This is a genomic window from Catenibacterium sp. AM22-6LB, assembly GCF_003435615.1.
Lineage (GTDB): Bacteria > Bacillota_I > Bacilli_A > Erysipelotrichales > Coprobacillaceae > Catenibacterium > Catenibacterium mitsuoka_A.
In genome coordinates, this window is sequence record NZ_QTUM01000014.1 from 18,995 (window position 1) to 40,806 (window position 21,812).

The 21,812-nt window shown below is 34.9% G+C and carries 22 protein-coding genes and 1 other annotated feature (1 of these 23 cut by a window edge); of the genes, 3 read left to right on the plus strand and 19 right to left on the minus strand.

Going from position 1 to position 21,812, the window contains the following annotated elements; translation table 11 throughout:
- Window positions 1-53: a binding site (T-box leader), on the minus strand (it extends 157 nt beyond the left edge of the window).
- Between the two features lie 69 nt (window positions 54-122).
- The 10 genes from DW269_RS04765 to dusB form a co-directional block, all read right to left on the minus strand.
- Window positions 123-980, minus strand: coding sequence for a YitT family protein (locus DW269_RS04765; protein ID WP_117458753.1), 858 nt, complete (start codon window positions 978-980; stop codon window positions 123-125).
- Between the two features lie 67 nt (window positions 981-1,047).
- Window positions 1,048-1,776 (minus strand): MurR/RpiR family transcriptional regulator, encoded by a 729-nt coding sequence (locus DW269_RS04770; RefSeq protein ID WP_117458754.1) that lies wholly within the window; start codon window positions 1,774-1,776, stop codon window positions 1,048-1,050.
- 31 nt (window positions 1,777-1,807) lie between these two features.
- Window positions 1,808-2,452: an RDD family protein gene (locus tag DW269_RS04775; protein ID WP_117458755.1), complete on the minus strand. Its 645-nt coding sequence runs from the start codon at window positions 2,450-2,452 to the stop codon at window positions 1,808-1,810.
- 17 nt (window positions 2,453-2,469) lie between these two features.
- The gene (locus DW269_RS04780) at window positions 2,470-3,351 is read right to left on the minus strand and encodes an ROK family protein (RefSeq protein ID WP_117458756.1); all 882 of its coding nucleotides are present in this window, start codon (window positions 3,349-3,351) and stop codon (window positions 2,470-2,472) included.
- Window positions 3,348-4,763 (minus strand): 6-phospho-beta-glucosidase, encoded by a 1,416-nt coding sequence (locus DW269_RS04785; RefSeq protein WP_117458757.1) that lies wholly within the window; start codon window positions 4,761-4,763, stop codon window positions 3,348-3,350. The genes DW269_RS04780 and DW269_RS04785 overlap by 4 nt, the downstream gene beginning before the upstream one ends.
- The gene (locus DW269_RS04790) at window positions 4,756-6,108 is read right to left on the minus strand and encodes a PTS sugar transporter subunit IIC (RefSeq protein WP_117458758.1); all 1,353 of its coding nucleotides are present in this window, start codon (window positions 6,106-6,108) and stop codon (window positions 4,756-4,758) included. Before DW269_RS04790 ends, DW269_RS04785 begins: the two co-directional genes overlap by 8 nt.
- Window positions 6,109-6,249: 141 nt before the next feature.
- Window positions 6,250-6,981 (minus strand): MurR/RpiR family transcriptional regulator, encoded by a 732-nt coding sequence (locus tag DW269_RS04795; protein ID WP_117458759.1) that lies wholly within the window; start codon window positions 6,979-6,981, stop codon window positions 6,250-6,252.
- Window positions 6,982-7,797 carry an AmmeMemoRadiSam system radical SAM enzyme gene (gene amrS, locus DW269_RS04800; RefSeq protein WP_117458760.1) on the minus strand — a complete coding sequence of 272 codons (816 nt, stop codon included), beginning with the start codon at window positions 7,795-7,797 and terminating at the stop codon, window positions 6,982-6,984.
- The gene (gene amrA, locus DW269_RS04805; RefSeq protein ID WP_117458761.1) at window positions 7,790-9,157 is read right to left on the minus strand and encodes an AmmeMemoRadiSam system protein A; all 1,368 of its coding nucleotides are present in this window, start codon (window positions 9,155-9,157) and stop codon (window positions 7,790-7,792) included. The genes amrS and amrA overlap by 8 nt, the downstream gene beginning before the upstream one ends.
- A gap of 43 nt (window positions 9,158-9,200) precedes the next feature.
- Window positions 9,201-10,178, minus strand: coding sequence for a tRNA dihydrouridine synthase DusB (gene dusB / locus DW269_RS04810; RefSeq protein ID WP_117458762.1), 978 nt, complete (start codon window positions 10,176-10,178; stop codon window positions 9,201-9,203).
- Window positions 10,179-10,432: 254 nt separating this feature from the next.
- Here dusB and DW269_RS04815 point away from each other — a divergent pair, with 254 nt between their 5' ends.
- Window positions 10,433-11,260: a 4Fe-4S dicluster domain-containing protein gene (locus DW269_RS04815; protein WP_199409931.1), complete on the plus strand. Its 828-nt coding sequence runs from the start codon at window positions 10,433-10,435 to the stop codon at window positions 11,258-11,260.
- A 181-nt stretch (window positions 11,261-11,441) separates the two neighbouring features.
- On the opposite strand, the gene hslO is transcribed toward DW269_RS04815, so the two are convergent.
- From hslO to prfA, 8 genes are all read right to left on the minus strand, one after another.
- Entirely contained in the window at window positions 11,442-12,314 is an 873-nt protein-coding gene (gene hslO, locus DW269_RS04820) for an Hsp33 family molecular chaperone HslO (RefSeq protein ID WP_117458764.1), read from the minus strand.
- 134 nt (window positions 12,315-12,448) lie between these two features.
- Entirely contained in the window at window positions 12,449-14,407 is a 1,959-nt protein-coding gene (gene ftsH / locus DW269_RS04825) for an ATP-dependent zinc metalloprotease FtsH (RefSeq protein ID WP_199409933.1), read from the minus strand.
- Window positions 14,408-14,414: 7 nt separating this feature from the next.
- The gene (hpt, locus tag DW269_RS04830; RefSeq protein WP_022425752.1) at window positions 14,415-14,945 is read right to left on the minus strand and encodes a hypoxanthine phosphoribosyltransferase; all 531 of its coding nucleotides are present in this window, start codon (window positions 14,943-14,945) and stop codon (window positions 14,415-14,417) included.
- Window positions 14,946-14,973: 28 nt separating this feature from the next.
- Complete coding sequence (tilS, locus tag DW269_RS04835) at window positions 14,974-16,191, minus strand: tRNA lysidine(34) synthetase TilS (RefSeq protein WP_233502426.1); 1,218 nt, start codon at window positions 16,189-16,191, stop codon at window positions 14,974-14,976.
- 39 nt (window positions 16,192-16,230) lie between these two features.
- The gene (locus tag DW269_RS04840) at window positions 16,231-16,803 is read right to left on the minus strand and encodes an HdeD family acid-resistance protein (protein WP_117458766.1); all 573 of its coding nucleotides are present in this window, start codon (window positions 16,801-16,803) and stop codon (window positions 16,231-16,233) included.
- Window positions 16,804-16,821: 18 nt separating this feature from the next.
- Window positions 16,822-17,349 carry a GNAT family N-acetyltransferase gene (locus DW269_RS04845; RefSeq protein ID WP_158546306.1) on the minus strand — a complete coding sequence of 176 codons (528 nt, stop codon included), beginning with the start codon at window positions 17,347-17,349 and terminating at the stop codon, window positions 16,822-16,824.
- Window positions 17,336-18,169 carry a peptide chain release factor N(5)-glutamine methyltransferase gene (prmC, locus tag DW269_RS04850; RefSeq protein WP_117458768.1) on the minus strand — a complete coding sequence of 278 codons (834 nt, stop codon included), beginning with the start codon at window positions 18,167-18,169 and terminating at the stop codon, window positions 17,336-17,338. The genes DW269_RS04845 and prmC overlap by 14 nt, the downstream gene beginning before the upstream one ends.
- Window positions 18,170-19,246, minus strand: a complete 1,077-nt coding sequence (gene prfA, locus DW269_RS04855) for a peptide chain release factor 1 (protein ID WP_006504848.1) — start codon at window positions 19,244-19,246, stop codon at window positions 18,170-18,172. It lies immediately after the preceding gene.
- A 158-nt stretch (window positions 19,247-19,404) separates the two neighbouring features.
- Here prfA and DW269_RS04860 point away from each other — a divergent pair, with 158 nt between their 5' ends.
- Together DW269_RS04860 and DW269_RS04865 are read left to right on the plus strand one after the other, a co-directional pair.
- Window positions 19,405-20,049, plus strand: coding sequence for an HAD family phosphatase (locus DW269_RS04860; protein ID WP_117458769.1), 645 nt, complete (start codon window positions 19,405-19,407; stop codon window positions 20,047-20,049).
- Window positions 20,050-20,174: 125 nt separating this feature from the next.
- Window positions 20,175-20,804: a thymidine kinase gene (locus tag DW269_RS04865; protein ID WP_117458770.1), complete on the plus strand. Its 630-nt coding sequence runs from the start codon at window positions 20,175-20,177 to the stop codon at window positions 20,802-20,804.
- Between the two features lie 96 nt (window positions 20,805-20,900).
- Here DW269_RS04865 and DW269_RS04870 read toward each other — a convergent pair.
- On the minus strand, window positions 20,901-21,812 hold a 912-nt coding region (locus DW269_RS04870), incomplete at its 5' end, for a reverse transcriptase domain-containing protein (protein ID WP_255413834.1).

Here is a 21,812-nt window from a genome sequence, read left to right on the forward strand (position 1 = left end):
CAGGAATTCTCTCTGCGTTCCATTGATACTACTCTTCTGTTCATCGCTTTTACTCAAGTATTATAGACAATAAATAAAGATGTTGTCAAGGTCAATTTATAAGCCTACTTCAAGTAAATTGTCTATAGACGTTTTTCAAATCCACCAAGGATTTCTGAATCCTCACTAATAGTCACAAATGCCTGCGGATCAATATCATGAACAAGTTTCTTAAATGTTTTCATTTCATATTTATTGATTGCACAATAAAGAATATATTGATCATTTTCTGTATAAGCACCCTTACCCATCCAGTAAGTTACACCTCTGCCAGTCTTTTCCATAATCACATTCTTCATATTTTTTTCTTTGGTGAAGATTAATGCTATCACATTGATGTTCTGATAGTGAATACGATCACTAATAAAATACAATACAAATACAAAGATAATAGAATACAGTGTAGTCTGCAAATCAAAGATGAATGCACAACAAGTTAAAATAACAGCATTCACAATAGTTGATAACTTACCTACTGAGAATCCTGGATTAGTCTTAGATAAGCATACACCGGCAATATCAATACCACCTGTACTACCACTACCTTTTAGGGCAAGTCCTACACCAACGCCACACATAATAGCCCCAAAAATACAGTTAGATAACATATCAGGCATAATAGCATGTGTCTGGTTTGGCAGAACAGATAAGGTAATAGTCTGTACAATAACACTCATAGCAGTTTTGATACAGAATTCTCTGTTCAAGATTCTATATCCCATTACAAATAATGGAATATTAATCATGAAGTTGATAATCCCTACAATATTCATTGATTTAGGAATTGGTAGAAGTTTTCTTACAAAAACTTCAATAATCTGTGATGTTCCAATAACGCCTCCAAAGTTCAAGCCATTAGGTGTTACGAACAACCAGATTCCTAAAGATAATAAGATACTTCCGGCAATAACTTCGCCGTACTTTTCTAGATTTTCCCTCATAGCGTCCCTCTTTCTTCTCATATCATAGAACATTTAAACAAATAAAAGAATGCCTTTCAAGCATTCTTTAGTAAATTCCATATTCTATAAACAGATTCGCAATAGACTCAATAATATAGAGAACAGGTACCTGTGTTGCTGAACTATAAAAGTCACCATTTTTAGTACTTGGCATATAATACGTAAGAGCTAAATCAGACATCTTTGCAGCTGTTGAAGAGGCACTATTGGTAATCACAATAATCTTAATATCATATTTTTTTAAGTCTTTGATACAATCAATGATTTCTCTTGTTTCTCCTGAAACTGTGAAGAAAAGAGCACAGTCATTTTGATCATACATCCCCCTAAAACGGCTACTGAAGTCTCCACTATACATTGTACGTTTTCCCTTACGATTAAATAAAGAAGCCGCAAATTTCGCAATCGCATCACTTAGGCCAATGCCAGAACAGATCACCTCGTGACTGTTCACAATTATTTCAGCCGCTTGATGAATAAGATCATCAAACTCTTTATTGTCTACTCGATTAAAATAATCGAGAATATAATTTAAAGCACGTTTATTTTGTATAGGTTTATCTTCCTGATCCAGTTTCATTTCTGCTTTCCATTCTAAGAATCCTTCATAACCAAGTTTTTTAGCTACTCTTGTAATCATAGAAGAAGATACATGAAGATCTGTAGATAAATCTTTAAGTTTCATATTAATCACTTCATGACGATGAGAAATGATGTAGTTGTAAATATCTAATTCTAAATCACTTAATTGATTCATTTGATCTACCGTAACCATAAAATACCTCCAAAAGGTATTTTATCATACTTTATGCAAATCTCTTTTTCATTTTCTTATTCTGTTTCTTATTTTTCTTTTCAATACTCAACAACATATTCTTATAGTCTTCTGACTTAATGTCTACAACAAGTGTATGTGAGACAATATCATGTAATGATTTCTTAGACTTTAAGATAATCACAAGTATCCCAGATAATATAGTAATAACGAGTCCTACTTTATTCCAGGTAGAGGCAATATTGTATCCAGTTAATACATTGACTAACTGATGAAACATATTACTGCATGTATAAATACTTCCTTCTACTAAGAAGATCATAATAACCTGTCTGATGATCAGTTGTTTCACATTCACTTCTTGATAGTCGTCATTCACAATCTTTAATCCTAATAGTTTTTTACCTAAAGTCTGTCCTTTCCAGATTATAGGTAATACGACATAGTACACAAATGCAACTGAGAGTGAAAGAACACCTGCAAGTACTTGATAATATCCCTTAAATATAGATAACTGCTGAGGAATATAGACAGCATCCTTATGAAGAGACATATACAACAAAATAAGAGGAAGTGATGATAAGACACTTCCTAAATACCAATCAATACCATAAGCGATTATACGTTTGATATAACCTGTTTTATTCACAGGTTCATTTCTTAATTTATTCCACATCTTATCATCCTCCTTTATTAATTTAAGTGCTGATATAAAGCACCGATTAAGTTCGCATCATTACGATATTCACAAACTACGATTTCTGGTGGTAATGTGCTTGCATAACATGAATTATAGATTTCATCAAAGTTCTTTTTGATAAGTTCTAATAGTAATGGCTGTGCACTAATACCTCCACCAATCGCTACTTTTTCACAATCAAAGATCTGATTGATGTTGTAGATCTGTACTGCAGTTTCTAAACAGAACTGATTTAATCCTTTTAAAACAGCTTCATTTCCATTATTTGCCATTTCAAAGATTTCTTCACCAGTATAGTTTTCTTCTGTTTCTAATGCTTCCTGGATATGTAATAATAATCCATTGATTCCATTACTTGCATACCAAGATGTATCACCATCATATGGCTTATGGTAATCAGTGATAATATTAGAAAATTCACCTGCACCAAATCTACATCCGCTTAGTACCTTATGATCCTTAATTAAAGCACCACCAATAGCTGTGCCAAGAATCACTACAGCGCCGTCCTGAATATCCTGAAGACTACCAAAACCTAGTTCTGCATTAGCGGCACATTTTGCATCATTACCAATTGTGACTCTTACACCACAACGCTCAGATAGTAATTCTGCCATATTTATATCATGATTATAAGTTAAAGCACCACCAGTGTAACAATAACCCTTATTAGGATCAATTCTTCCTGGCATACTCATCGCAATACCAGATACATCAGAATATGTATTATATAGAGATTCAACGCTATTCACAAATGAATCAAGGCAATCTAAGGGAGTAGGTACCTTACCTCTTTCATATATATTCTTTTCTGCATCCATTACTGCATATTTAATAGCACTACCACCAACATCTAGAACTAAGTATTTTTTCATAATTTTTCTCCGTTACTTTCTATTACTTTCTTATACCAATCAAAGGAATCCTTCTTGCTTCTTGCAAGTGTTCCATGACCTGCATTATCTTTATCTACATAAATGAAACCATAACGTTTCTTCATTTCACCCGTACCAAAGCTAACACAGTCAATACATCCCCAAACAGTATAACCTAATAAGTCTACACCATCAATATCTACTGCCTTCTTCATTTCTTCGATATGCGCTTTAAGGTAATCAATACGGTACTGGTCATGTACTTTTCCATCTACCATCTGGTCCACTGCACCGAAGCCATTTTCTACAATAAATAGAGGAAGGTTATAACGGTCATACATCCAGTTTAAGCTATATCTTAAACCTTTCGCATCAATTGGCCATCCCCATTCAGTCTTAGAAATATATGGGTTATCACATAAATCTGTTTCTTCATTATAGTCAAGGTTGACATCTCCATCACCCTTAACCGCAAATGACATATAATAACTAAATCCAATATAATCTACTGTACCCTGAGGAAGAACAGCTAAGTCTTCTTCAGTAATATCTAGATTGAAGTTCTTTCTTTCAAAGAAAGATTTCATATAACCTGGATAACGTCCTCTTGCATGAACATCCATATACCAGAAACGCTTATGATTTGCACCTACTGCCTTCAACATATCATCTGGATTACATGAGTAAGGATAAATAGGTGTCATCGCAATCATGCAGCCGATCATCATAGAAGGATCAATAGCATGTCCTTCTTTAATAGCCATCGCACTTGCAACAAGTTCATAATGTGCTGCCTGATAAACAGTACGTTCTTTGTCTTCACCTTCTTCAAATATAATACCTGAGTTAGTAAATACAGCTACGTCTGCTTCATAGTTCGCCTGGTTGTTGATTTCATTGAAAGTCATCCAGTATTTAACTTTATTGTGGTATCTTTCGAAACATACTTTTGCGAATCTTACAAAGAATGTAATCATCTTTCTGTTTCTCCATCCACCATATTTTTCAACTAAATGATAAGGCATTTCAAAGTGTGATAATGTGATGACTGGCTGAATACCATTCTTTAATAGTTCATCAAACATATCATCATAGAACTTTAAGCCTTCTTCATTTGGTGTTTCTTCATCTCCCATTGGGAAGATTCTTGCCCAGGAAATAGATGTTCTAAAACATTTAAATCCCATTTCTTTAAATAAAGCGATATCTTCCTTATAGTGGTGATAGAAATCAATCGCTGTATGATTTGGGTAGAACTGATCAGGTTCAATTGTTTTAGTGATCTTTCTACGAGTAGTGGCAGAACCAACTGTCATCATATCTGAGACATTTGGTCCTTTACCACCTTCATTAAATCCACCTTCTACCTGATGTGCAGCAACTGCTCCACCCCATAAGAAGTCTTTACGCATTGTTTTCTCCTGCTTCTTCTGCTTCTTTCTTGATAGCGGCTCTTGTGCTTGCTGCAACGAATGGTAAGTAAATTAAAGTACTTACGACAAAGCAAAGAATACCTATAACTAATGCCATAATGTTGTTAGCACCTGATCCTAAGAATGGTGTTAAGAATCCTGGAGTTGTCCAAGCAACTTGATAAGCAACTGGTGGGATGATCTTAATCACACATACACAGAAATAACCAATAAGGTTACATACGATTGGTGCTAAGATAAATGGAATAACATACATTGGGTTCATAACGATTGGTAAACCGAACATGATTGGTTCGTTGATGTTGAATAGTCCTGGAACTAATGACATCTTACAAATAGAATATTCACCTTTATTCTTTCTACCTACGATAAACATAGCGGCAATTAAACCAAGTGTAGCACCTGATCCTCCACCATTACCAAATGCATCGTTGATTGAACCCCAGTTAACTGGGTAAGGTGCACCCCATGCAGAACCATGAGCTGCAACATAAGCTAAGTTTGCGTTTCCCTGTTCTGTGAAGATCACTGAACGTAATGCACTTAAAGTGTTAGGACCATGGATACCTACAATCCATAACATCTGCTGTACTAATACGAATACGATGATTGTACCCATAGAGCTTCCAAGAGATGTTAATGGAGCCTGGATAGCGTTATAAACAACAACCTGAATACCTTCAGGAGTAATCATTGAGAATAAGTAGTTTAATACACCCATGATGGCAAGTACTAACATCATTGGGATTAATAAATTAAATGACTGTGCTACTGCAGGAGGTACCATTTCTGGCATCTTGATTCTTAACTTTTCATTTCTACCAAAACGAGTTAATAATTCTGTAGTTAATAGACCTACTAATAATGCAACGAATAATCCCTGTGCACCAAAGTAAGTAGTTGTTAAACCAGTTCCTGCATTCTTACCTGCAAATGCCTGAGCAGCAGGATAAAGAATAAAGAAAGATGAAAGAGATGTAATACCACATAATACTTTATCTCCACCCATTTCCTGAGCTAACTGATAAGCCACTAAGAATGCGATGATGATTGATAAGATATTAGTTGTACCATTGATAACAGAACTTAAAACAGCCTGATACTGAGCTAAGTTTGGAATTAAATCACCTAAGTGAAGTAATTTTGCGATGAATCCTGTAGGATCTAATAATACATAGTTAATAAGTAAAACCATTGAACCACCCATTGTGAGTGGGAATGATAAAGTGAACGCATCACGCACGGCTGCCACATGGCGCTGACCATTGATTTTTGCAGCTAATGGTACGAAGTAACGTTCCATAAAGCTTTGAATTGCTTCCATTTTGTTTCTCCTCTTCTTATTTCATTCGGCCGATGTTGAAAACGATTTCGTTTTCCGTAATTGATTCTATCAGAGGATTAAAAATAAAAAAAGGGCTTGAAGCCCTTCTTGAATAGTATGCATTATCTGCAAAATGTTTTACTATTGTAACGTATTGTGACATATGCGCTGAGTTGTATTAGAAAGAATCTCAATGATACTCAAGGCGGGTACCTGCGTAGTACGAGACATCTCTTCCGTTCTTACATCGTTAACATAGTAGCTGATATTGTGATCACTCATTTTTGCGAGTGTATTATCGTCTGATGCAGTAATTGTGATTAAAGTACTGCCTGCTGCTTTATAATCATTGGCTTTTCTAATAAGTTCAGGCGTATTTCCTGAAACTGATAACATGACAACCACAATACCTGTACCATCCATGGATACCCTCTGATATGGATCTGTTAAGGCAGCACTAAAGAAACCATTGATAGAAAAGCGTCTTGCTGCATATTCTGCAATCTTAGCTGAATCTCCCATACCATCAAAAATAATCATATTCGCGTCACCTAGTATATATGCGATTTCTTTGAATAAATCCTGATAATAAGGGGTATTGAACTTCTTTAAACAGTCGATAGTTTCATCTAGGTCATTCACCATATAAAGAGAGACTTCTTTTTCTCCTTTCTTATAAGCATATTTTAATTCCGGAAAGCTGTCATATCCCATCCTTTTCACAAAGCGCATAATAGAAGCTGTAGATGTAGGAATCTCATCTGCAAGTTCTCTTATACTCATATAAGGGAATTGAATGCTGTGCTTCAATATATAGTTATATATACGCATATCTGTTGTACTAAAGCTTTTAATCTTTTCTTCATTAAACATCTAACAATTACCTCTATATACATTCTTTAAATATTTCTTAGCCACTTCTACCATTTGGTCAATAAGTTCTATAGATGTAGGAGATTCATGATAATGATACTCAGGAAAATAACGTGTGATATGTAACACAATATTCGGATCAATAGACGCTAACCACTTTGCTTCTTCTTCCATATCTTTAAGACTATCATTGATACCAGGGACAATCAAAGAAGTGACTTCTAGATGACTTGATGAAGCTATTTGAATACTCTTCTTTACTGTTTCTAAATCACCAGAGAGTGTCTTATAGATATCTTCTCTAAATGCCTTTAAATCAATATTCCATGCATCTACTAATGGCAAGAGCTCCTTTATGTATTTCTCTTCTATCATTCCATTAGAGACAATAACAGTCTTTAAATCATGCTTCTTACATAATACAAAAGTATCATAAATAAACTCATAACTGATCATTGGTTCATTATAAGTAAACGCAATACCGATATTCCCTTCTTTTTTTAAATCTAAGGCCACTTCTACAAGTTTTTCAGGTGTTGTATGCACCTGTATAGAAGAACCTCTATCCTGTGATATTGTATAGTTCTGACAGAAAGGACATTTCATATTACAGCCATAAGAACCTACAGATAATATCTGTGTTTCAGGATAGAAATGATAAAGAGGTTTCTTTTCAATAGGATCTAAAGACAGTGATGTAATAGCACCATAGTCTTTAAGTCCTATATGTCCTTCTTTATTGATTCTTTGATGACAGAATCCTGTCTGTCCTTCTTTTAATACACAATGATGAGGGCATAAATCACATCTAATCATGTCTGATCACCTTGAATCTTTCTATCTTGATCTTCTCTCCTTCATGAATACCTGCTTTATGACAAGCTATCTGAATCTGATCAGTCACTGTATCCACACCTTCTAAATCAGGTAGGAGTAAACCTCTTTTAGAACCATGGGATACTATAATACCATAGATATGAGGATCTAATGTACTAATATCTTCTACAGGTTCTATTTTTCCTAATACATCGACTGAGATAATGAGATTATCTAGTTCTTCTTCTGTAATAGGATCAAAGCGTGGATCTTCACTACATGCACTAATCGCATTATGTACTATTTCTAAGGCAATATTATCCTGAACAGGCATAAAGGTACCAATACAGCCTCTCAAACGTCCTTCTTCATGAATAGATACAAAGACACCTGCACGTCTTTTCATCTCTTTTGTGACTTCTGGAATGATTTCTACTTTTTCTTTCACATAATGTTCTATTGTGGTTCTAGCCAGTCTGACATAGTCATCTTCATGTTCTTTGATTTTCTTGACTTCTTCCTGCATTTTCTTTTTATATTGGTTTCCTATATCACGTGTTAAATCTTCACCACATATTTCAAAGCCACATATTCCATAACCTACTCCAAATGCTCCTTCATAAGAATAATAGTTTGGTTTAATCTTCTTTTGATCTAAAGCACCTGCCATGATCTGAAATGATCTGAGTCCACATTCAGCAGCTGCTTCAGTAAAGATGGTATCAAATGTTAGAAAACGCATAAAGTCGCTATTCTTCCATGCTGTAATAATATCATGATCAAAGAGCGGTCCTTCTTTTTTATAACCATAAGGACCATCCTCTTTTAAACAATGAGACAAATCACCACTCGCAATTAATAAAACATTCTTATCTCCCACTGCTTCTTTAATACATTGTCCAAAGCGATAATGAGTAAGAGGAGATAAACCAGATATTCCAATTCTTACAACTTTATAGTCTTTTAGATACTTATTTAGAAAGTAAAGAGGAATCATAGTGCCGTGATCTAAATCATCATCTTTTCCTAATGTTCCTGCGAATATATGATGATTCTTGGCAGATCGAGTGATCTTCTTTACAAGATCTGAATCATAATCCACTTCTATTCTTACATTTCCTGCACCAAACTGTCTAAAGTCTCCTGATGCATGTTTACCAGGAGATATATGAATATAATCACTATAGGCGATTGCATGAGGACTAATCACAATGACTGTTTCTATAGGAAGAGTAGATACATATTTCATAATGGATTTATAAGATTGTATTGTGTTACTAATAGTTTTCTCTTCTCCTTGACCTATTTCAGGAATAATTAATGGAGGATGAGGAACACACATAGAATAAAGTATAGCCATATAATCATCTCCTTTACTCTATTATAAAACAAAAAGAAGATGATTACTCACCTTCTAGTTCTTTCTCAAAGTCTTTTAGAATTGTTTCTAATTCTTCTAATGTATTCATCTGTGTTAAATGATTCTTAATCTTTGCAGAACCTCTTAACCCTTTGACATACCAAGGCGCTTGTCCACGCATTTGTCTAATCGCATTCTTTTCACCTTCCGTTTTTACTAAACGATGGGCATGATCAATACATAACTGAATACGTGCATGATAGTCTGGTTCTTCTTCTAGAATACCTTCTTCTAGATATTTCACCATTCTACGAATCACAAATGGATTACCTAAAGCACCTCTACCAACCATAACAGCATCACAGCCTGTTTCTTCCATCATTCTTTTCGCATCTTCAGGTGTTCTGACATCACCATTCCCAATAACTGGAATGCTGACTGCTTCTTTTACTTTTTTAATCCATGACCAGTCTGCATGACCTTCATACATCTGTGAACGTGTACGACCATGAATAGCTACTGCACTTGCACCTGCTTTTTCCATTAATTGTGCCATTTCTACACAGTTAATATGCTTCATATCATAACCGATACGCATCTTAACAGTCACTGGTACATTCACTGCTTCTACGACTGCCTTCACAATATCATATGCAAGTTCTGGATACTGCATTAAATAACTACCTGCATGAGCCTTTAATACCTTATTTACAGGACATCCCATATTAATATCAATAATATCACAATCAGAATGTTCCTCTACAAACTTGGCAGCTTTGACCATAGTCTCTACTTCACCACCAAAAATCTGCATACTCATAGGGTGTTCATCTTCACCCACTGCAAGCATATCAATTGTCTTTTGATTTCCATAACATAACGCTTTATCACTGACCATTTCAGATACTACAAGTCCTGCACCAAACTTTTTTACAAGTCTACGGTAAGCGACATTTGTGATACCTGCCATAGGAGCCATGATAATAGGATGTTTTATTTCTACGTTTCCAATTTTCAACATTTTTTAATCACCATCACAAAATATACCATATTCCTGACACAATACAAAGATAAATTATCTTTATACTATGAGTTGTGAAAGGAAGTTCCCGATCCTTTCAATAATATATATATCGTTTTCATTTCCCTTCCCTATTTTACTAATAGGACATAAGGAGCAGGTCTTCCCTTCCTGCTCCTTTTTGTATGTTTTACAGGAATTTGATTGTAGTATTAATTCCTATATTTTAAGATAACTATAAGGGAGGAATGAAGATGAAAAGAAAATACACTTTCTCTATAATCATGTTTATATTATTTGAGATGATTGCGATTACTTTATGGCTCACTAAAGATAATTTATTTTACATGGTGAACTTCAGTTATATAGGAACATGTCTTGCCTTAGGCACCGCATTATTTACTACAGGAAAGAGCTATGCAAGACATTTTGTACAATTGGCAGTAGGCACTTATATGTTGTTTTATTTAGGTATTATTTCTCAAGAAAATATGCAGATTGAAGGCTTCTGGTACTATTTGTTTTTGGGTACTTTTGAAGCAGCCACTATTCACTATGCGATTGCGAAGATCTTTGGACCTCTTATATTTGGTCGAGGATGGTGTGGTTATGCCTGCTGGACGGCTATGATCCTTGACTTCTTACCTTTTAAAAGACCACAGAAACCAAGAGTTAAAAAACTAGGCATACTACGTTATGTCATGTTTGTATGTTCTCTTGCATTGGTATCAGGATTATTCTTAATGAAGGTCGCTCATCTAGAAAAGATCATGTTCTATCTATTTCTTCTAGGTAACGCCTTTTACTATATTGTGGGTATTGCGCTTGCCTATATATTTAAAGATAATCGTGCATTCTGTAAGTATTTGTGTCCTATTACAGTATTTCTTAAGCCTATGAGTTATTATTCACTCCTACGTGTACATTGCGATGAGAATAAATGTGTTCATTGTAATAAATGTTTAAAAGTATGTCCGATGAATGTAGAAGTCAACAATGAATCACGTAGACGTATAAACGGCACTGACTGTATTCTTTGTTATGAATGTACAAAAGAATGTCCAGTCAAAGCACTTCATTAATGCAACACATATTTCTCCATAATATATAGATAATTATTATAGATTCATACACTATACTAGTTATTGAAAGGAGGCAGCTGTTATACAACTCTAAAAAGATCAATTATTCAATTCTATTCCCTTCCATGATATATGTTAACTGATCTTTGTATAATACCAGACAGTGTAAAAAAACGCCATTTTACTGGCGTTTTTTAAGTATTTCCTTTAATTCATCTTCACTGAACTGATAATGTGCATTACAGAACTGACATGTAATCTCACAGCCATGATCTTCATTAATCATATCTTCTAGATCTTTTGTATGAAGAGTAGATAAAGCTTCTTCCATCTTTTCTTTACTACAATCGCATTCAAATGATAAATCCTGTGTATCTAGGATTTCAACATCTTCAAAGATCATCTTTAAGATTTCTTCTGGAGTATGTCCTTCATCTAATAACTGTGATACTGGTGGTGTATTCTTGATCTTATCTTCAATATACGCAATATCTTCTTCAGTTGCTTCTGGTAATAACTGAATAATATAACCACCTGCGCTTCTTACAGTATTGTCTTCTTCTACAAGAACACCTACGGCAACAACTGATGGTACCTGTTCTGATAACATGAAGTAATAAGAGAAATCGTCACCAATTTCACCAGTCTGTAATGGAGAACTAGATGTAATAGGTTCCTTTAATCCCATATCACGAGTGACCTGGATAGTACCCTGATTACCTACACATAAGCCTACTGCAAGCTTACCTGTATCGTTGTATGTATAGTGAACTTCTGGATTAGATACAAATCCCTTGATTTTACCATCAGAATTTGTTGTACAAAGCATTGTACCGATTGGTCCACCACCGTTGATGACTACTGTCATCTTTTCTTTATTCTTATTCATAGCACCCATCATTAAAGTGACTGCCATCATACGTCCAAGTGCAGCACTTGCACAAGGCCATAAGTTATGATTCTGCTGTGCAACATTTGTAAGGTTAGTTGTTGTACAGGCAAAAACACGACAGTTCTTTGAATTAACGAGTCCACGTACTAAATAATCTTTCATTTATCTCATCTCCCTATCGCAAAATAGCTTAATAGAGGCAAAATCATACTAATGACAATAATACCTACTAATAGTCTTACCATAAATCTACGCTGCATTTTATTACCTCCTAAATGAAAATAAGCGCAAAGCGCTTATTTCATTTCATCTAGTAAATCATCTTCTGGATCAGCCTTAGGTGGTTCAGGAGTGTTATTGTTGTCATCATGAGTGTCAACATGTTCTTCTGTTCCATCATATGTTTCTGGCATTTTACCAGTGTTATATAAAGACTGAATCTGTTCATGATTCAATGTTTCATGTTCAAGCAATGCATTCGCAATAATATCCATTTTATCTTTATTATTGTTGATGATTTCAGTTGCCTGAGCATGCGCTGTTTCGATGATTTTACGTACTTGCTGGTCAATTTCAAATGCGATCTGACCAGAATGTGTATTACTTAACTGTGAATAGTCACGACCTAAGAATACGGCGTTATCACCACTGTCATACTTGATTGGACCAAGTTCACTCATACCAAGTTCTGCAACCATCATACGAGCAATACGTGTAGCCTGTTCAATATCGTTATGAGCACCTGATGATACATCACCGAAGAAGATTTCTTCAGCCGTACGACCACCCATATAACCTGTAATAGTTGCAAGTAACTGTTTCTTAGTTGAGAAGTAAGTTTCTTCTCTAGGAGTCATCAAGTTGTATCCACCTGCATCACCACGTGGTACAATTGTGACCTTCTGTACCTGGTTGGCATCTTCTAATGTCAAACCAATAATCGCATGTCCAGTTTCATGATAAGCAACAAGCTTTCTTTCATGTTCAGTATATTTTCTAGACTTCTTAGCTGGACCGCCAATAACTCTATCAATCGCTTCATCGACATCACTTAATGTGATCATCTGATGACCGCTTCTTACTGCAAGTAATGCTGCTTCATTTAATACGTTCGCAAGTTCTGCACCTGAGAATCCAGGAGTACGCTGAGCGATGTTATCAAAATCAACATCTGGCGCAAAATGTTTATTTCTTGCATGAACCTTCAAGATCTGAGATCTTGCACGCTTATCAGGGTTAGATACTCTGATCTGTCTATCAAAACGTCCTGGACGTAATAATGCAGGGTCAAGAACATCTGCACGGTTAGTAGCTGCAAGGATAATAACACCTTCGTTGCCTTCAAAACCATCCATTTCTACAAGTAACTGGTTTAATGTCTGTTCACGTTCATCGTGTCCGCCACCAACACCAGTACCTCTCTGACGACCTACGGCATCAATTTCATCAATAAAGATGATACAAGGCGCATTTTCTTTTGCCTTCTTAAACATATCTCTTACACGGCCAGCACCAACACCAACGAACATTTCTACGAATTCTGAACCAGAAATAGAATAGAATGGAACGTTTGCTTCACCTGCAACAGCACGTGCTAATAATGTTTTACCTGTACCTGGAGGACCTACTAATAGAACACCTCTAGGAATTTTAGCACCCATTTCAGTAAACTTCTTAGGGTTCTTTAAGAATGCAACAAGTTCTGTTAATTCTTCTTTTTCTTCATCTGCACCTGCAACATCTGTAAAACGAGTCTTAGAATTTCTTTCTAGCTTAGCGCGAGAATTTCCAAATTCAAAGGCTTTATTGTTGCCTCCTGCAGCACCATTAAAGTTCTTGAATACCCAGAACATACCACCAAACAATATTACATATGGAAGGATGGAACCTAGTATATTCCAGATCATGTTATCACTTTCTGAATCAGTGACCTTAATCTTGACATTCTTGTCTTCAAGAACCTGTGTTAATGAATCTAATTCTTTGTCTGTCTTAGGAACGATAGTTGTAAAGTTCACTTTATCGCCCTTAGAGTTCTTCTTGTAGCTACCTTCGACCTTGGTTACAAAACTATTAGGTGTAATAGTCACGTTAGTTATCTTTTTATCTTTTACTACTGTCATGAATTGTGAATAAGTTAATTCTTTACTACCGCCATTATTCAATAAGAATGGGAATAATGAACTCAACAATAATAATACGATGACCCAAGGAAGAATAGCTTTAAATAATGTTTTGTTATTCTTCTTCATCATAAACTCCTTACTGGTAACATTCTTCTTTTAAGACACCAATATATGGTAGGTTTCTAAATCTCTGATCAAAATCAAGACCATAACCAACCACGAATAATTCTGGTACAGGGAAACCAACATACTTAGCCTGTACAGGATACTTTCTTGCTTCCTGCTTATCAAGCATAGTAACGATTTCGCAAGATGCTGTACCACGATCTTTCAACATATGTGTAACAGTATCCAATGTTTTACCTGTATCAAGGATGTCTTCTACGATTAATACATCCATACCTTTGACATCAATATCAACGTCTTTCTTAATATGAATAGTTCCAGATTCAGTTCCTTTATAACTGCTGACTGACATATAATCAAAATATACATCGCCCTCAATATATTTAGAAAGTTCTGCTAGGAATGGAATAGATCCCTTTAAAAGACCAATAAGAAGAATCTTCTTACCTTCATAATCTTTTGAGATCTGTGCGCCTAATTCTTTACAGCGTTCAGAAATCTGTTCCTGTGTAAATAATATTTCTTTCATGTCCTTATGCATCGAACCGTACCTCCTAGTATAGTCGTTGTTATTTTATCACAAACAAATCTGGATTGATAGACAAATACTCCTTGTTTTTCGCAATTCCCGGGACCAAAAGAATATTTCCACGGCAATCTAATACAACTGGCCAATAACGTCGTAATGGTGAGGGAATTTTCGCATTAATAAATAGTCTAGAAACCTTTTTAGTGCCCCCTGCTGTTTCCATACGATCGCCTGGTCTCATATTACGAATGGTGAGTGGAAAGTCTTCATCCTTGACAGGGATACCATCATTCATTTCTCCCTGTGTTCGAATCTTGAAATAAGGACAGTCGAAGTTCTGTCTATGATCTATTCTATACGTATAATCTACTTGTTTTATAGATTTACGAATGTATACATTATTATATTCTTTTATGAACTCCTCATTAACACCAATAGGCATTTGAATATTGGGTTTAGAGGATTGAATCTGATGGATGATTTCATCGATGAGATGATGAGAAATCTTGGATACTTCTATATGTTTCTTTAATAAAGCATAGAGTACATCAGGAAGAAGTTCTTTTGGAACCAATGTATAATCAAGTGGTTCAGTGAGGTATTTGTCTACTTCTTGTTTTTTTAATGCCTGCTTCTTATTGTATTCTTCACCCTTTTTCAAGAGTTCTTCTTTTTGTGAGTCTGTATACTGATTCAAGATTGTATTACGGATACGGTCTCTTGTGAACTCTGTCTGGAAATTAGTATAGTCATCATGAAACAAAATATGATGATCATCACAATAATCACGTAGATCTTGTTTAGTCACATGAAGTAATGGTCTAATAATAGTCATACCTAAGCGATGAGAGACTTCCTGGATCCCTAAATAATCAGGATGAGAGTCACGTTCCAAGTGCATATAAATAGTTTCAATCACATCATCCTTTTGATGTCCTAAGCATAATGCATCACATTGTTCCGTTTTATATACTTCTTGATAAAAAGCATAACGCATATCTCTTGCAACACTTTGAAAATTTCCTCTCACATAATCATCCGGTGTAAATTCCTTATAATAAAAAGGAATAGAATGTGCTATACAATAGTCATGTACTACCTTATAGTCTTCTTCTGTATCATCTCGAAGATTATAGTTTACATGAGCGACACAAATTGAATATTCATGCATCATATCAAGAAGTGCCATAGAATCAGGACCACCTGATACACCTAGGAGATATTTCTTTTTTTTGTCTAATAATGATGTATTCAACATAGTTTCTCCTTTATGAAAAAAGTACCGTGATGGTACTTTTTAATTAATATATGATCTAGACATTTTAGAATGATTGAGTTTATGTAAAACATAGATTGTCTGAATAAGACTCAATACTTCAGTAACTAATAATACAATACCTTCAGCCATAGTTAAACCAATAGCCATATCAACAGGATGTACAATAATAAATACGCCTAATGCAACACAAAGTACAGCACATAAGAAGATCCAGAACCAGTTAAATTCAATAATCTGCTGTAACTGGAATGAAAGCTGTAAGTTTAATAAGCCTTTGATCACAATCCATAAGCCAATGATCATTGTGAGTGCACTAATGAATGCATCTGCATTGAATGCAACAAAAACGCCTGCTAGTAATGCGAGAATACCTTCTAATAAATCATTAGAAAAGATACGCATATCATGAGTTAACGCAAAGTAAGTCACAAGATGAATGAGACCATCCACAAATAATGCACCTGAAATCACATAAACTACAATATCCAACATTGTCCTTGGGAAAACAATCAACAATACTGAAGCAACAATCATAATCACTGATGTGATGATAGATGCTTTACTATACTTCTTAATATATTCTTTAATCATAGTTCCACCTCGTATCTGTTATTGTAGCACAAAATATATGTTTTGTAAGTTACCGAGGTCAAAAATATATCCTTCATCCCCATAGAAGAAAGATTCATCAAACTTCTTAAAACCAATCTTCTTTAAGAGATGTCTTGATTTTTCATTCTGTTTATAGATATAGGCAATACATTTGAAGAAACCATGTTCTTCATGCATATAGCTTAAGAGTCCGAGTACAGCTTCAGTGCCAAAGCCATTATTCCAGAAAACATCGTCCAACGTATAACCAATAGAGAATGTATGAGGTGCCATGATCTCTACATGTAAATCACCAATAAGATGCTGGCTTCCTTTGATTGTAATACCAAACTGCATAGACCCTTTTTTATGGTCTATTACAGTATCTTTACACTTCTTGATGAGTTTCACCGCATCTCTTTTTGTATATCTATTCCAGGATTGATACTGAGACACAGTCTTTTTACTGCGATATTCTACAAGACGATCAATATCATTTTCATCAAGTGTTCTAATTGTAAGACGTTCAGTTTCAAATATTTTCATAGTTATGATAAATGAACAACATTCTATCCTTTCCATTGATATCCTTGATGACTTCAAATGTATCATCTGGAAAATAGAGAGGAACAAGATGCTTCATTCTTTCTCCTTGATTATATCCAATTTCAAATGCAAGAATCGCTTTCTCCTTTAATATTGAAGGAGCTTGTTTAAATATATTTTCATAACATGCATAACCATGATCATCCGCAAATAATGCAAGATGTGGTTCATGATCCACTACTCGAGGATCTAATACTTCATCATAATCAATGTAAGGAGGATTAGAAACAAGAATATCTACGTGAATATCTCGATCTATAAGAGGCTGTAATAAGTCTCCTTCTAAGAATGTGGCAGAAGCTTCATGTTTCTTCGCATTATGAGATGCTGTTTTAAGAGCTTCTTTAGAGATATCTACTGCATATAGATCTGCCTTAGATTCACAAGCTAATGTGACTGCAATAGCACCTGAGCCTGTACCTATATCTGCCACAACCATTCCTGGTTTTATATAAGATAAAACCTTTTCTACAAGTTCTTCTGTTTCATAGCGAGGTATGAGAACACTTGGATTGACATCAAACTCTCTACCATAAAAATATTCTTTTCCAATAATATACTGATAAGGTTCACCCTTTAAATATCTATCCAAATAATCCTTATATTGCATAAGAAGAGCCTCTTCAACAGGCTCTTCCCTCTTCAACAATAGTTGATAATAAGCATCTCCTGTGAGATCTTCATAGAGTCTTTCAGGGATATTTGTATGTGGATCATCAATTAAATCATGTGCACGTTTAAGTAATTCACCTAATAGCACTTATTCTTCTTCTCCTAGAAGTTTTAATCTCTGATCTTCATTGATTAATGCATCGATGATTGGTTCTAATTTACCTTCCATGATACGATCTAACTGCTGAATAGTTAAACCAATACGATGGTCAGTCACACGGTTCTGAGGATAGTTGTATGTTCTGATCTTTTCAGCACGGTCACCTGAACCAATCTTATTACGACGTTCGTTTCCTAGTTTTTCTTCTTCTTCTCTTAATTTAGCTTCATAAACTCTTGTACGTAATGACTGCATAGCCTTCGCACGGTTATCATGCTGTGAACGACCATCCTGGCTTGTTGCTACAATTCCTGTTGGAATATGTGTAATACGTACGGCAGAATCAGTCTTATTGATATGCTGTCCTCCAGCACCAGATGAACGGTAAGTATCAATTCTTAAATCCTTTGGATCAATATCGATATCTACTTCTTCTGCTTCTGGCATAACTAATACTGTGGCAGTTGATGTATGAACACGTCCCTGTGTTTCAGTCTTAGGCACACGCTGTACACGATGTGAACCAGATTCAAACTTCATCTTAGAATATACACCATTCCCCTTGATAATAAATGATATAAGTGAATATCCTCCTGCTTCAGAAGGCTGAGCATCTTCAATTTCAATCTTCCATCCCTGTGATTCAGCATACTTAGAATACATTCTAAATAAGTCACCTGCGAAGATATTACCTTCATCTCCTCCGGCTGCACCACGAATTTCCATTACTACGTTCTTTTCATCATTTGGATCCTTAGGAATTAATTCAATCTGGATATCATGTTCCATGATTGGCTGTTTCTTTTCTAATTCTTCTAATTCCATCTTAGCCATTTCTTTGATTTCAGGATCATTTTCATTTAATAATTCTTTGGCTTCTTCGATACCATCTAATAAAGCCTTGTATTCTTTATATAAGTTATAAGCCTTTTCTAAAGAAGCCTGTTCTTTAGAAGCCTGTGTCATCTTCTGAATATCATTCGCGATAGATGGATCCATAAGGATCTGTGTTAATTCTTCATATCTTTTTTCTACTGTCTGTAGTCTTTCTAATAGTGTATTCATCTTCTATCCTTTCTTTTAATAATGTTGCTTTCATCAAATAAATTGGTTAATTCTTCCAAATCGTACCCATTATAATATATTCAATTATTTTTCGCAATTAATTGAAGACGCTTTCTATTTCTTATATACTTGAATATATATGTTGGAGGTTTGTAAATATGATTAAAGCAGTTATTTTTGATATGGATGGTTTGATGATTGATTCTGAAAGAGTCACTTTTGAATGTTATCAGGAAATCTTAAAACCAATGAATTTGACAATGGATGAAACATTTTATAAGACATTATTAGGTAAACCTATTAAAGGAATTTATGAAAGATTCTATGATACTTATGGTCAGGATTTCCCAATTGAAAGTGTCATTAAAGATGTACATGCTTTAATGGCTAAACGTTTTGAAACAGAAGGTGTCCCAGTTAAGAAAGGTTTATTAGTGCTTCTTAATTATTTAAAAGAAAATGGTTATAAGACTATTGTGGCTACTTCTTCTAATCGTGATCGTGTCGATACTATTCTTGCACAAGCTCATATTACACAATATTTTGATGATTCTATCTGTGGTGATGAAGTGACTCATGGTAAACCACATCCAGAAGTCTTCTTAAAGTCTTGTGAGAAGCTTGGTGTAAAGACTGATGAAGCATTTGTATTAGAAGATAGTGAAGCAGGTATTCAGGCCGCTTCTTCAGCTGGTATTAAAGTAATCTGTATTCCTGATATGAAATATCCTACAGAAGAATATGCAAATAAGACATATAAAATATTAGATTCTCTTGATGAAGTCATTAATGAATTAAATTAAAGAGTCGGTATGATAACCGACTCTTTTTAATGGGATTAAGGGAAAATTTTTTATGGCTTTTCTTTTCTACAATTGTATAATACAGTGAGTATGTGAAATCTATGTGAACTTTTAGGAGGTTTTAAATGTATAATCAATATCGTGAAGGATGGATAGAAGTCATCTGTGGATGTATGTTTGCGGGTAAGACAGAAGAATTAATTCGTCGTATTAATGTATTGTCTTATGCGAGAAAGAATATTCTTGTGTTTAAGCCAAAGATTGATGATCGTTATTCTACAACTGAAATTGCCTCACATGCAGGAAGTAAAGTACCTTGTATTGTCATCAGTGAAGCAAAGGAAATACTTAATCATGTGAATTATGATACAGATGTTGTAGCGATTGATGAAGTACAATTTTTTGATGAGGATGTTGTTGATATCTGTGAGTATCTTGCAGATAGTGGATTACGTGTAATGGTTGCTGGTTTAGATAAAGATTTCCGTGGTGAACCATTTGGTGTCTTACCTGATTTATTAACACGTGCTGAGTTCGTGACTAAGCTAACTGCAGTATGTGCAAAATGTGGTGCACCCGCCACAAGAACACAGCGTATTATTAATGGTAAACCTGCTTCTTTTAATGATCCTATTGTCTTAGTAGGTGCTAAGGAAGCCTATGAACCACGTTGTCGTCATTGTCATGAAATAGTAGAAAAACCTATTAAATTTGAAAATCAGAAAAAAATACAATTCAGACCAAGAAGAAAGTAGGCTAACCTATCACTAGGCTAGCCCCTTATCAAACCGTACGTGCACTATTAATGCATACGGCTTACCAATTTACTATTTATTTAATTTATGTTAGGACTATTTTGAGAAAGAGTAGTCCATTTTCTTTAATCTCTCTTTTGTGTAGAATGCTATACCTAGTTCTTTAGATTTCTGAATGCGCTTGTCCATATCAACCTTATTTCTATGCATATGGTATTCTACATACTTCTCAATAGTGTAGGTTCCCCACATTTTGTAGTAGAACCACCATTTTGAGGGAATTAAACCGATGCGCACAAAGAATTCAATGTTCCATTTATAGCACATTCCAAATGCTTTCCTTACTGTTGGATGTTTATGTATCATGCACATCCTCAGACGTTGTCGTACATATTTGTCCATTCTTTCCAGATGCTTGCTCATTGCACGAATTACACAGTGTGTTTGCATGTGACCTTCAAATACTTTGAGAGCTTTGTATACATTCAAATAATAGTTGGTCTTACCAACGATGATGGGATTGACATCCTTTATCCATTCTTCTTTAGGTTTCGTCCACGTCCTTTGTGTCTTGTCCTTGATAGCCTTCTTGAATGTTTTAATTGACTTTTCTGTGGGAACGATTGAGTAGTAATCATTCCCTTTCTTGCTCGTTTTCCAATGATTGAAATGGAAACCTAGAAAATCAAAGTCGTCATTCTTAAAGTCCACTACCTTGGTTTTATTCATCGCAACTTCTAGTCCTAAAGATTCAATGACTGATTTAGCGATGTTACCTGTTCTTGTAACTTCTTCTTCAGTTTCGCAAAACAGTAGAAAATCATCTGCATACCTTACAAAATAAATCTTAGCCTTGTGTAGTTCCCAATCAAGTTCATTCAAATAGATGTTGGCAAGTAAAGGTGAAATGACCCCACCTTGGACCTGACCAGTCTTGGTATTGTAATATTTACCTTCTTCCATATATCCACACTTAAGCCATGACCATATTAAATCTAGTACTGTCCC

What these genes read in the sequence shown, in the direction of transcription:
- DW269_RS04765 (WP_117458753.1), bottom strand. Translation starts at nt 980, where the DNA reads ATGAGGGAAAATCTAGAAAAGTACGGCGAAGTTATTGCCGGAAGTATC.
- DW269_RS04770 (WP_117458754.1), bottom strand. Translation starts at nt 1,776, where the DNA reads ATGGTTACGGTAGATCAAATGAATCAATTAAGTGATTTAGAATTAGAT.
- DW269_RS04775 (WP_117458755.1), bottom strand. Translation starts at nt 2,452, where the DNA reads ATGTGGAATAAATTAAGAAATGAACCTGTGAATAAAACAGGTTATATC.
- DW269_RS04780 (WP_117458756.1), bottom strand. Translation starts at nt 3,351, where the DNA reads ATGAAAAAATACTTAGTTCTAGATGTTGGTGGTAGTGCTATTAAATAT.
- DW269_RS04785 (WP_117458757.1), bottom strand. Translation starts at nt 4,763, where the DNA reads ATGCGTAAAGACTTCTTATGGGGTGGAGCAGTTGCTGCACATCAGGTA.
- DW269_RS04790 (WP_117458758.1), bottom strand. Translation starts at nt 6,108, where the DNA reads ATGGAAGCAATTCAAAGCTTTATGGAACGTTACTTCGTACCATTAGCT.
- DW269_RS04795 (WP_117458759.1), bottom strand. Translation starts at nt 6,981, where the DNA reads ATGTTTAATGAAGAAAAGATTAAAAGCTTTAGTACAACAGATATGCGT.
- amrS (WP_117458760.1), bottom strand. Translation starts at nt 7,797, where the DNA reads ATGATTAGATGTGATTTATGCCCTCATCATTGTGTATTAAAAGAAGGA.
- amrA (WP_117458761.1), bottom strand. Translation starts at nt 9,157, where the DNA reads ATGGCTATACTTTATTCTATGTGTGTTCCTCATCCTCCATTAATTATT.
- dusB (WP_117458762.1), bottom strand. Translation starts at nt 10,178, where the DNA reads ATGTTGAAAATTGGAAACGTAGAAATAAAACATCCTATTATCATGGCT.
- DW269_RS04815 (WP_199409931.1), top strand. Translation starts at nt 10,433, where the DNA reads ATGAAAAGAAAATACACTTTCTCTATAATCATGTTTATATTATTTGAG.
- hslO (WP_117458764.1), bottom strand. Translation starts at nt 12,314, where the DNA reads ATGAAAGATTATTTAGTACGTGGACTCGTTAATTCAAAGAACTGTCGT.
- ftsH (WP_199409933.1), bottom strand. Translation starts at nt 14,407, where the DNA reads ATGATGAAGAAGAATAACAAAACATTATTTAAAGCTATTCTTCCTTGG.
- hpt (WP_022425752.1), bottom strand. Translation starts at nt 14,945, where the DNA reads ATGCATAAGGACATGAAAGAAATATTATTTACACAGGAACAGATTTCT.
- tilS (WP_233502426.1), bottom strand. Translation starts at nt 16,191, where the DNA reads ATGTTGAATACATCATTATTAGACAAAAAAAAGAAATATCTCCTAGGT.
- DW269_RS04840 (WP_117458766.1), bottom strand. Translation starts at nt 16,803, where the DNA reads ATGATTAAAGAATATATTAAGAAGTATAGTAAAGCATCTATCATCACA.
- DW269_RS04845 (WP_158546306.1), bottom strand. Translation starts at nt 17,349, where the DNA reads ATGAAAATATTTGAAACTGAACGTCTTACAATTAGAACACTTGATGAA.
- prfA (WP_006504848.1), bottom strand. Translation starts at nt 19,246, where the DNA reads ATGAATACACTATTAGAAAGACTACAGACAGTAGAAAAAAGATATGAA.
- DW269_RS04860 (WP_117458769.1), top strand. Translation starts at nt 19,405, where the DNA reads ATGATTAAAGCAGTTATTTTTGATATGGATGGTTTGATGATTGATTCT.
- DW269_RS04865 (WP_117458770.1), top strand. Translation starts at nt 20,175, where the DNA reads ATGTATAATCAATATCGTGAAGGATGGATAGAAGTCATCTGTGGATGT.